General features: G+C 59.9%; 9 protein-coding genes. 7 read left to right on the top strand and 2 right to left on the bottom strand.

Translation table 11 applies throughout. From position 1 onward, the window contains the following. Positions 1–100 precede the first annotated feature (100 nt). Complete coding sequence (locus BHC62_RS10975; protein ID WP_070995034.1) at positions 101–1000, top strand: EamA family transporter; 900 nt, start codon at positions 101–103, stop codon at positions 998–1000. On the opposite strand, the gene BHC62_RS10970 is transcribed toward BHC62_RS10975, so the two are convergent. Beyond that, a complete protein-coding gene (locus BHC62_RS10970) occupies positions 959–2089 on the bottom strand; it encodes a cupin-like domain-containing protein (RefSeq protein ID WP_070995033.1) in 1131 nt (376 codons plus the stop codon). The genes BHC62_RS10975 and BHC62_RS10970 overlap by 42 nt on opposite strands. 178 nt (positions 2090–2267) lie before the next feature. On the opposite strand from BHC62_RS10970, the gene BHC62_RS10965 reads away from it, so the two are divergent. From BHC62_RS10965 to BHC62_RS10940, 6 genes are all read left to right on the top strand, one after another. Next, on the top strand, positions 2268–2768 hold the full coding sequence (locus tag BHC62_RS10965) for a sigma-70 family RNA polymerase sigma factor (protein ID WP_070995032.1): 501 nt from the start codon (positions 2268–2270) through the stop codon (positions 2766–2768). Continuing rightward, entirely contained in the window at positions 2768–3715 is a 948-nt protein-coding gene (locus BHC62_RS10960) for a FecR domain-containing protein (RefSeq protein ID WP_029299840.1), read from the top strand. Before BHC62_RS10965 ends, BHC62_RS10960 begins: the two co-directional genes overlap by 1 nt. 112 nt (positions 3716–3827) lie before the next feature. Further along, on the top strand, positions 3828–6251 hold the full coding sequence (locus tag BHC62_RS10955; protein ID WP_029299838.1) for a TonB-dependent siderophore receptor: 2424 nt from the start codon (positions 3828–3830) through the stop codon (positions 6249–6251). 190 nt (positions 6252–6441) lie between these two features. Beyond that, positions 6442–7785: a CHASE2 domain-containing protein gene (locus tag BHC62_RS10950; protein ID WP_070995031.1), complete on the top strand. Its 1344-nt coding sequence runs from the start codon at positions 6442–6444 to the stop codon at positions 7783–7785. Positions 7786–7823: 38 nt separating this feature from the next. After that, on the top strand, positions 7824–8189 hold the full coding sequence (locus BHC62_RS10945) for a hypothetical protein (protein ID WP_029299836.1): 366 nt from the start codon (positions 7824–7826) through the stop codon (positions 8187–8189). 12 nt (positions 8190–8201) lie between these two features. Continuing rightward, positions 8202–9767, top strand: a complete 1566-nt coding sequence (locus tag BHC62_RS10940; RefSeq protein WP_029299835.1) for a M48 family metallopeptidase — start codon at positions 8202–8204, stop codon at positions 9765–9767. A gap of 75 nt (positions 9768–9842) precedes the next feature. Here the strand turns inward: BHC62_RS10940 and BHC62_RS10935 are convergent, their stop codons facing one another. Further along, positions 9843–11138 (bottom strand): OprD family porin, encoded by a 1296-nt coding sequence (locus tag BHC62_RS10935; RefSeq protein ID WP_029299834.1) that lies wholly within the window; start codon positions 11136–11138, stop codon positions 9843–9845. Positions 11139–11504: the final 366 nt, after the last annotated feature.

The following is an 11504-nucleotide window of genomic DNA, read 5'->3' as shown; positions in this document are numbered from 1 at the left end:
ATGACCTGATAGTGCAAGCGAGCCATCGCGCCGATTGCCCATAGTTGCGCCCTGGCTGGCGCACACAGGTGCCGGCGCTGCTTTGTGGAATCAGAACATCATGCAAAACAAGCATCTGGCCCTGGCCGTGTTGGTGACGGCTGTGTGGGGGCTGAATTTTCCGATCACCAAACTGGGTTTGGTGGGGATCGATCCGCTGTTGCTGACCGCCCTGCGCTTTACGCTGGCGGCGTTGCCGTGGGTGTTTTTTGTGCGGCGTCCGGCGGTGGCGATGAAGTGGCTGGTGGCCTATGGCTTGATTTTCGGGGTGGCGATGTGGGCCTTGATCAACCTGGGGATTGAACTGGGCGTACCGCCTGGCACTGCGGCCTTGCTGATCCAGTTCAGTGCGTTTTTTACCTTGGGCTGGGGGGTGTTGTTGTTTCGCGAGCAACTGAGCGTAGGCCAGATCCTGGGGGTGGGCCTGGCGGCTGTAGGACTGATCGGCATTATCGCCAGTAGTCCAGGCGAGGCGACGACGCTGGGTTATGGCTTGTTGCTGGTGAGTGCATTCAGCTGGAGTGTGGGCAACGTCATCATCAAGCAATCGAAGGTGCGCGAGATGTTTGCTTTTGTGGTGTGGGCCAGTCTGTTCCCGCCGCTGCCCTTGCTGCTGCTGACGTGGCTGGCCCATGGGGCGGCGCCGTTCACCGCGCTGGTCACCCATGTGCAATGGCCGACGGTGTTCTCACTGCTGTTCCAGGTGTACGCGGCCACGCACTTTTGTTACTGGGGCTGGAACCTGTTGCTGCGCGAGTACCCGGTTTCGAAGGTGGCGCCGCTGTCGTTGCTGATCCCGGTGTTTGGCGTTACCGGTTCCATGTTGTTGCTGGGGCACAGGGTCGATATCAGCGAGGGCATCTCGATTGCGCTGATTCTGTCGGCCCTGGCGGTGGGGTTGGTGAAATGGCGCCGCCCTTCACCACCCACGCCCCGAGTTGACCCAGAAATTCACCGATAGGGATGTGGCCAGTGACTCCACTTGGTGGAACCAGCCTTCGGGCAAGAACAACATATCCCCGGCTTGCAGCACCACGCGTAGGAAGGTTACGTCGCGCGCGGCGGGGAAGCGTTGGTAGTCAGGCGCGTCCGGGTTGAAGTCGCAGCCATCCAGGCCGCCTTTCGGGGCGGTGGACCAGGTACCCAGGGCCTGGCGATGATGGGGGGCGGCCAGGATGAAGGATTTTTCGCCCCAGACCTGGGCAAACAGGTTATCGGTGTCGTCGCGATGCAGCGGTGTCAGGGTGCCTTTGGGGCCGATCCAGATGCGGGGAGCGATGTACTGCGCGCGATCAAAATAGAGCGGGTAGCTGATCTGTTCCAGCAATTGCGCCGGCAGGATGTTGTTGCCCATATAGGCCGGCGGCTCGCCGTTGGCGCCGCGCACTGCAGGGCGGTCGAGGGAGTCGATGAAATCGGCCATGGGCGTGGAGCGAAAATCGCGTTCGGTAGAGAAGGTTTTCTGCACGTAGTCGCCATGCCGGGTGATGCCTTGCAGTTGGGCGAAGTGCACCAGTGATTCTTCACGGCTCATATTGAACAAGCGCCAGTCTTGCAGGGCGTCGCTGATGACCAGCGGGATGCCCTCCGGCACGTAGCCGCCGCGAAATTCGTCCACCGACAACCCCGCACGCGGCCGCCGCTCGACGCTGTGCTGGGTCGGCAGGCTGGCCGAAACCCGCTCGCTGAAGCGCGGGGGCGTCGGGTAGCGCTTGTTCATATCGACTTTTTCGGCGCTGGCGCCCTGGCGCGCGCTGTCGATGATCTGTGGCAGCAGCGTGGCCAGGCCCATGTTGCCGCTGATTTTCAAACGGCCGCTGGCGAACAGTTCTTCGACGTCGGTGGCGCCGGCCATGATGCCCAGAAAGTCTTGTTGCGCCACTTCAATGGTCACATCCGGCGCTGGATGCACCCCGGCCTGGGTCACGCTGTGGGTTTTAACCTGCGCCCAAAATGCCTGGCCTGGGCCAAAAAGGAACTGGAAGGTGCCTTCCAACCCCACCGCGCCGGCATTGGCAAACAACCTGGACAGAATGTTGAGCACGTCCATTGCGTTCCCTCTTCGTATTTTTCTGAATAGGGAACGAATAGCCGCCTTGAAAAGTTATAACAAAATATTGCACAGCTCCCCGATAGGTAAAGCTGACAGCGCCACAACACCCGCTTGCATAAAAACTCCACCCTCACAATAATGAGATAGATTACCATTTACGCTTGGTGAAACCCTCATGTCGGCGCTTGATCATTCAGCTCTTCATCAGCTGTACAGCGAACACAACAGTTGGTTGAAGGGCTGGTTGCGCGTCCGCCTGGGCAATGCTGCCGATGCTTCTGACCTGGCTCAAGACACGTTCCTACGGGTCATGACCGCACGCAATGACACGCCCATCCGCGAGCCCCGTGGTTATCTGAGTGCCATTGCCCGTTCGCTGCTAATCGACAAGTCGCGCCGACGCACCATCGAAAGGGCCTACCTTTACGCCCTGGCCCAGAGGCCGGAGCCGGTGGATGTTTCGCCGGAGATTCGTTTGTCCATCATCGAAATGCTGGTAGCCATTGATAGCCTGCTCGATGAACTGGGTACCCGGACCCGGGAGATTTTCCTCGCCGTGCAGCTTGAAGGCCTGAGTTACGTTGCCGCGGCTGAACGCTTCGGCGTGTCGGTGACGACGGTCAAAAACCATCTGATCCGGGCCATGACGCGCTGCCTGTTGCTGGTCGAACCTTGATGCCTGCCACAGTCGACCTCAAGACACTGGAAGCCGCCGCAACCTGGTATGTACAGCTCAACGACGGTAGCGGCAGCGAAGCGCAGACCCAGGCCTGGCAAGCATGGGTAGATGCCAATCCACAGCACGCGGCGGCGTGGGCCCGGGTCGAAATGTTGCAGCAACAATGGGCAAAGATGCCTCGACAAGCGGCCCTGTCGAGCCTTGGCGCCGCCCAGGCACAGCGCCGTGATGTGCTGAAAATACTCGGCATGCTGGTGGCCGTTGGCGGCTGTAGCTGGCTGGCAGTGGAGCAGGTGCCATATCGCTCGATGCTCGCCCAGCAACGCACCCGCCTGGGCGAACGGCGCTCGGTCCGCCTGGACGATGGGTCGCAATTGGAAATGAACGCCGACACGGCACTGGATATCCACTTCGACGCCAGGCAGCGGCGGATCGAGCTGTACCGTGGCGAGATTCTTATCCAGACCGCCAAGGATCCCGCCCACCGCCCATTTATTGTGTACACCACTGATGGCAGCGTGCGTGCCCTCGGCACCCGCTTCAGCGTTCGCCCGCTGGCAGGGCAAACGCAGGTGGGCGTTCTGCAGGACGCGGTCGAGGTCACGCCAGGTAACCATGACCACCAGCCATTGCGCCTGGAAGCCGGGCAACAAGTCACTTTTGATCGCCATGCGGCCTCCCCTCCTCACCCGCTGCCAACCGGTTCGACCGCCTGGGTGCAAGGTATGTTGAGCGTGGACGACTGGCGCCTGGGTGACTTTATCGAGGAGTTGAGCCGCTATCGCCCTGGCGTGCTGCGCTGCGCTGCTGGCGTGCAAAACCTGAGCATCTCAGGTGCGTTCCGTATCGACGACACGGATACGGTCCTGGAAAACCTGAGTAAAACCCTACCGGTGAAGGTGCGTTATCTGACGCGATATTGGGCCAGTATCGAACCGGCCTGATTGCCCGCGCAAATTTGTTTGGCTGCTACCTTGCTGATTCCGATTCTCATCCGTCAATGACACAAGCCGCGATAACAGCGGCTCTCTGCCAGCTCAACGGAAGGATCATCCGATGCCCCCGCTTCCTCTCTACGCCAGGACTTCATTGACACGTGCGGTTCGCCTGGCGCTGTTTGGCTTGACCCTCGCAAGCCTGCCGGCAATGGCGCTCCTGCCGACGCAGGCAATGGCCCAAAGCACGGCGCCTTACGCGATCGCCGCCGGCCCGCTGGGCAAGGCCCTCAGCCAATTTGGTGTGCAAGCTGGGGTGACTATTTCGTTCGATACCGAGCAGGCTCGCCACCTCACCACCGGCGGGTTGCAAGGCGCGTACAGCGTCGAGGAAGGCCTGGCCCGGCTGCTCGCCAACAGCGGCTTGCAGGCCCAGCGCCAGAGCAACGGCGGGTATGTTCTGGTCACCGCCACGGCGCAGGCCGCGCTGGAACTGGGTGCGACCCAAGTCACCGCCAACCAGTTGGGGACGGTGACTGAAGGCTCCGGGTCATATACCCCTGGCACCATCGCGACGGCGACTCGCTTGGTCCTGACGCCTCGCCAAACGCCGCAGTCGATTTCTGTGGTCACCCGCCAGGCCATGGATGATTTCAGCCTCAAATCCATCGACGACGTGATGCGCTATACACCAGGCATCACCGTCGCCACCTACGACAGCGAGCGCACCGCTTACTTCTCGCGTGGGTTTGCCATCCAGAACTTCCAGTACGACGGCATTCCGATCCTGCAGGATGCCCAGTATTCGTCCGGCCATACGCTGACCGATACGGTGATGTACGACCGCGTGGAAATCCTCAAGGGCGCCACCGGCCTGCTCACCGGTGCGGGCGGATCGGGGGGCACGATCAATATGGTGCGCAAAAAGCCGACCTCGGCGTTCAAAGGCTATATCGATCTGGGTGCAGGCTCGTGGGACAACTATCGCTCGGAAATCGATATCAGCGGCCCGCTGACCGAGACCGGCAATGTCCGTGGCCGAGCGGTTGCCGCCTATCAGGACAAACATACGTTCCTGGATCACTACCAGCGCAAGACCAACGTGTATTACGGGATTCTTGAGTTTGATCTGTCGCCGGACACCTTGCTGACGGTTGGTGGTGACTATCAAGACAGCGACCCGCAAGGTTCTAGCTGGTCCGGATCTGCCTCGCTGTATGACTCGGCGGGCAACCGTATCAACACCTCGCGCTCGTTCAACAACGGTGCCAAGTTCAGTAAGTGGGAACAGTACACGCGCACTGTGTTCGCCACCCTGGAGCACAGCTTTGAAAACGGCTGGGTGGCCAAGGCGCAATACAATCACCAGATCAACGGCTACGACGCACCGCTGGCGGCCTTGCTGTCACCCGATGTCAATACGGGCAAGGCGATGATGCTGACCCGCAAATACACCGGTGAAACCACCAGCGACACCGGCGATCTTTACGCCACAGGGCCCTTCAGCCTGTTTGGACGTGAGCATGAGCTGGTGCTCGGCACCTCGGTGTCCCGTTCCCGCTGGCTGGGCCGGGATTACACCAACGCCACCAACTTCAACAATAGCCACGACTACTTCAACTGGGACGGCGATGCCCCCCGACCGGACTGGGGCCCGCAAACCAAGCGTAACGATGAACTGACCCGCCAGAGCGCCAGCTACATCACCGGGCGCTTTAGCCTGATGGATGACCTGACGCTGATGCTTGGTACCCGGGTCAACAACTATGAGGTCAGCGGCACCAGCCAGGTGAAGGACACCGGCAAGGTGGTGCCCTATGTCGGCGCGGTCTATGACCTCAACGACTATCTCTCGGCCTACGCCAGCTATACCGAAATCTACCTGCCACAAGACGACTACCGCGACAGGACCAACAAGCCCATCGAACCTGATGAAGGCAAGAACTACGAGGTCGGTCTCAAGGGCGAGTTCTTCAATGGCCGCTTGAACGCAAGCCTTGCGTACTTCCAGGTGCATGAAGAAAACCGTGCGGTGGATGACGATGACTACATCGGCGGCAGCTACCCTGGGCTCGACTACGCCTCCAAAGGGATCAAGGCCAAGACCAAGGGCTGGGAAGCGGAAGTGTCCGGCGAACTGAGCCCTGGCTGGCAATTGCAGGCCGGCTATACCCACAAGATCATGCGCGATCAGGCGGGGGAAAAGGTTTCTACCTGGGAGCCGGAAGACCAGGTCAATCTCTACACCAGCTATAAGCTCAAGGGCCCACTGGACAAGCTCACCCTGGGCAGCGGCGTACGCTGGCAAGGTACTGGCTGGAAGATGCTCAGTAACTACGGCAAAGGCACCACCGAGAAGTTCTCCCAGGAACCGCTCTGGCTGGTGGACGTAATGGCGCGCTACCAGATCACCGACACGGTGTCGGCCTCACTGAACGTCAACAACATCTTCGACAAGACGTACTACACCAACATTGGTTTCTACAACTCGGCGTACTACGGCGACCCACGCAATGTGATGCTGTCCACCCGCTGGAACTTCTGACCGGCTAACAAGAGCTCTGCGTCCAGGCATCACATCACGCTGCCTGGACCGCCGCCGGACACACCAGATGGCACTTAGCCATATTTCTAATTGACACCCCCCTCCCCGTCCTTTAAAACCCATGCATTCGCTGCATTCACGCGGGAAACCCTGCCCCTGACAGCACCCGCCGCTTTATATCGAGACATGGATGTCGAAGAACCCCCCGCTTTTCAATCCCCGCCGCTATTTGCTCGCGATTTTTATCGTGTTGCTGGCGGTGCTCGACCCCTTCGGCCTGGCCAGTTCCAGTGACAAGGCATCCGCCCAGTGGCTCAACCGGATGTCTTCCAGCAAGTACCCCAGCACCGGCCAGCAACACATCACCGTGGTGTTGGTCGATGACGCCTACTTGATGCGGAACAACACCTCGTGGCCGATGCCGTACAACGAGCAGAGCAAGTTGTTCAAACGCTTGCTGGCCTACAAACCCAAGGCGGTGTTTGTGGATTTGCTGTACAGCCACGATCACTCCCTCGGTGACCCGACGCGGGGCAGCCAGTTGTTGGCGAATGTGTTCGAGCGCTATCAGCGCCGGGGCATTCCCTTGCTGCTGGCCAATACCGGGGTGACGCGTGGCGAAAAGGGCCAAGCCAATACCCTCGAACAATTTGCCGCATTCAGCCAGCCGGGGCTGGTGGTGTGGGACGGTGTGGACGACAAGTACCCGCTGGCAATGCCGACCGCGCTGGGGGTGATGGAAACCCCGGCCTTGGCGATGTACCGCCAATTCTGCAAGGACGCTCCCTGCACGGGTCTGCCCGAAGATGCCGAGGCGGCCTCACGTTTGCAGCCAATCGCCGTGCAGTGGGGCTTGAAGCTGGCGCCCGAGCAGGCACAGATCGCCGATATTCGCCACTGCGCAGCGCCGCGCAACTTCGTACTGGATTGGGTGGCGCAGTTGCTCCAGGCGGTGTTCTGGAAACTGGACGACTCAGCCCAGGCCCGCTGCCCTTATAGCCTGACCTTGTCGGCCAGCGACCTGGAGGTCAGTTCGCCGCAGGATCAGGCGCTGGTGGCCGGTTTGCTGCGCGATCGGCTGGTGATGGTCGGGGCCAGCATCACCTCCACCGGCGACGTGGTGCAGTCACCCGTGCATGGCCTGATTCCTGGGGTTTACCTGCATGCCATGGCCTTGGACAACCTGATCAACAAGGGCATGGATTACGAGCGCGAGCCGGCCAATTTCCCCGGTTGGAACCTGCACTGGGTGGACGTGCTGGAGCTTGGGCTGCTGGCGCTGATTATCGTGCTCAAGGCTCTGCATGCCCGGCGTCTGGCCGGCCTGCATACCTGGACTCGCTGGCGCAGGCAGGAGATCCGCTTCTTCACCTCGCCCTATCCGTCGTGGGGTTTGGTGATGCTGATGCTGCTGGTGGTGTGCGGGGTGCTCTATCTGAACCACATCACCCTGGTCAACGTACTGGGGATTGTTTTGTTGTCATTGGCGCTGTTCAGCGAGCGGATCGAAGCCTTCTTCGACCGTGGCCGCTGAAGGGTGCCGCCATGTCGTCTCACTCAAGGAAACCAAGGATGAACAAGATCCTCATCGTGTTACTCGCCGCGCTTTACAGCCAGGGCGTGCTGGCCGAAACCCATCTCATCAAGGAGTTCCTGGCCGACCCGGTGGAGGTGGTGGACGAGCAAGGCAAAGTGCAGCGGGAAATCGCGCGCAAAGACGCACCCAAGCAACCTCTACCGGTGTTGCAGCTCAACCAGGCGCTGGAGCTGATCCAGGTGGAATTGGCAGGGCAGAAAGTCTGGCTGGACACTGGCGACGTGCGTATCGAGCCGCCATTTCACAAAACCGCACTGCCGTGCCAGCTAATGCCCCAAAGCCTGGCCAAGGACACACACAACAATTCCACGCTCAGCTACGGCGCCGGCTGCAATCAATAAGGGAGTACCGCGGTGAAGGGATATCTATTGCTGGCCAGTGCATTGCTCAGCGGCTGCGCCACCTTGAAAGGTGCAGACCAGGCGTTTCTGAACCTGGTGGGGCCATCGACCCAGTCACGCGTCGAAGGCCACTATGTGGATAACGCCGACGTGCGCCAGTACTACAAGCTCGACCCGCAACGCGCGGGCCAGCAACGCTTGAGTTACGACGGTCGCACCGTACCTGCCGCCGAGGCGCGCCAGCAGAACCTGGCGGATATCCCGATGTTGCAGGTGTACTTGCAGGGCATCGTCACGCGCCTGTCCAAGGGCTGGCCAGGGCAGTTGCCGCTGCTGCAGGTGAAGATCACCGACAGCTACAGCTTCGGGCCGTCGGCGGACCCGTACGGCAATATCTTCGTGCCCCTGGGCATGCTGGAAAACGTCGGCAGCGAAGATGAAATCGCCGCCATGCTCGGCCACGAGATGAGCCATGTGCTGCTGCATCACCATGACCGCGCCGCCGCCTTCAAGCAGCAGAAGGACATGTTCACCACCGTAGCCTCCACTGTGGCCCTGGCAACGGTGGCGGCCAACACCGGGGTGGATCGCAGTTCGGGCACCATGAAACTGTTCAGCAAGGACCCGGCGGGCACGCAAAAAACCATCGGCAACACCGTGCTGTATACCTCGCTGGCCAACAGTTTTTCCGACAACGTCTGGAGCACCGCCTGGGGCCGCAGCCAGGAAGACCAGGCAGATTTGCTCGGCACCGACCTGATGATCCGCGCCGGCTACGCGCCGCGTGCGGCCACCCATAGCCTGGAACGCCTGAATGATTTCCAGGGCAAGCAGAAGCCGCTGCTGACGGGCTTTCTCACCGCCCGCAAGGACGCGATGCAAGACTCATTGCAGCAGTTCAACCTCGACCGCTTTACCAAGGAGCTGGACGTGCTGGTCAAGGACGGCCTGACCAATACCATCACCGCCACCACCGATTACTTCAACCGCTCCCACATGTCCGCCATCGACCGTGACACCGAGCTGCGCCAATACCTGCAACGCGAGTACCGCAAGGAACGCCGCGCCCGGGTCAATACCACGAGCTGGCCAAAGGTGCGTGACGCCGCGCCCGTGGCCAAGGCCATGCAAGGCTACAAGGATGCGTACGCCGCCACCGCTGCCCTGGCAAAAAACAAAGTGCCCGAGGCCGATGCCTTTATCCGGCGCGCCTTGAGTTCACCGGTCAAGGATCAGCCGAACATCCGTCGCACCGCCTACGCCGTACGCCTGGCCCAGGGTCGGAACGCCGATGCGCTCAAGGAGTTGCAGGCGATCAAGGACTGGTCCCTGGCTGGGCCTTCGACCTATGACTTGATGATCAGCTACTACCTCAAGCGCGGCGACGGCAAGGCCGCGCTGGCCATGATCGACAAGGCCGAACGCAACCTGGGCTCGGAAGAGTTGTTTATCACCGAGAAGCTGCTGGCCAACCAGCAACTGCAAAACACCCAGCAGGTGCAGAGCGTGCTGCGCAAATGCGGGCAGTACCCGGCGCGCAAGGCCAACTGCCAGAAGCTGGCGCAGGTCAAGGCGTAGGGTTTCAGGCAGGTATAAAAAAACCCCGACAAGTCGGGGTTTTTTATTGCCTGGTATCAGGCACGACGCTCGATCTTAGAACACGTTGATCGGGTAGTCGGCGAACAGACGGATTTCGTTACCACCAACGTTGTAGTTGTTGGCGTTGGTCGAAACACGCAACCAGGAAGCGCGGGCACGCAGGCTCAGGTCTTTAGCCGGGCCGCTCTGTACCACGTACTTGAACTGGTTGAAGATTTCACGCTCGGTGCCATCGCCACGGTTGCTACCGTCGTCGATGTTGGTGCCGCGCACGTAAGCGATGTTGTAGCTCAGGCCCGGTACACCGAAGGTGGTGAAGTCAATGCCGTAGCCGACCTGCCAGGAGCGCTCGTCTTTAGCGTTGAAGTCAGACCAGTAGGAGTTGGCCAGCAGGATGGTATTACCACCGTCGCCGATACCGCTGCCACGGGTGTTGTTGCGATAGCCGCCGTACATGTAGCCGGTGTCACCGGAGCTGCGCTGGTGAGCCAGGGTCAGGCTGTGCGGACCGAAGGCCCAAGTGGCGCCCAGGCTCCAGATTTTGTTGTCGCGAGCGCTAGCATCACCTTGAGTCAGCTGGGCGAAGCTCTTGTCCAGCTTGGTCTTGTAGCCGTTGAAGTCAAAAGTCAGCGACTGCTCCTGTGGCAGGGCCAGCACGTAGTTGACGTTGACGTATTGCTTCTTCAGCACGTCTTCCATGTCGGATGCGTACAGCGCGGCCGACAGGCTTTCGGTGAACTTGTAGCTACCGCCCAGGTAGGCGATGTTTTTCAGGTTGCCGCTGTCGGTGCCTTCGGCGCCTTTTTGGGCTTCCTTGGTGAAGTAACCACCTTGCAGCTCCAGACCTTTGATCTCTTTGGAGACGATCGAGGTACCGGTGTAGGTTTCCGACAACAGACGGGAGTTGTCGTACTGCAGGACCGGCACGGCTGGCATCTGGTCACCGTACTTCAGCACAGTGTTGGAGATGCGTGCCTTGACGGCTGCGCCGCCCTTGGCCAGGTCGTGTGGTGCTGCGCCGCTGTCGCCTTGCTTGAAGAAGTTGATACCGCCAGCGCCGCTGCGACCTTTACCACCGTCCAGACGGATGGCGTATTGGCCGATCACGTCCACACCCACACCGACGGTGCCTTGGGTGAAGCCGGACTCGAACTTACCGATGAAGCCTTGGCCCCACTCGGCTTTATCTTGACCACCGTCTTTGTAATCGCGGCTGATATACGCATTACGCGCCGCGATGTTCAGGTGACTGTCTTCCACGAAGCCTTTGGATTGCTCCTGGTCGTTTGCCATTGCCTGAGTAGCGCTCAAAATCCCCAGAGCAAGCAGACCCATCCGTTTATTCAACATTTTTTTATTCCTTATTACTGGTTGAGTACGCGCTGTGACACCTGGCTCCATTTGGCTTTTTTGGTATCGACTTTCCCCGGATAAAAAAAGGCCCGCGGACGACCGAATATGCCGCGGGCCTTTTTTTATAGAGAAGTCATGGCGGTTAGCCACAGGCGTTGAGGCGAATCCTATCCGCGCCCTCAACCGCATGTCAATTTAGTGAATCGTCTGTATTTAGGCAAAAAAAGTCTAAGCGATATTATTTAGCCATTATTTACGCCATATATACGCTCGCCCGATTCATACGGTGAATAAGCCGCTGGTGGGTAACGCAATTTCCAATGTGGCGTAAAATTCCCTTCAAGACACATCTTGATACAAATA

Origin of the sequence: Pseudomonas sp. 06C 126, assembly GCF_001855215.1 — a bacterium.
In the GTDB taxonomy this organism is placed as follows: Bacteria; Pseudomonadota; Gammaproteobacteria; order Pseudomonadales; family Pseudomonadaceae; genus Aquipseudomonas; species Aquipseudomonas proteolytica.
The sequence above is the reverse complement of the archived record's forward strand: the minus strand, read 5'-3'. Positions and strand labels throughout refer to the sequence as shown.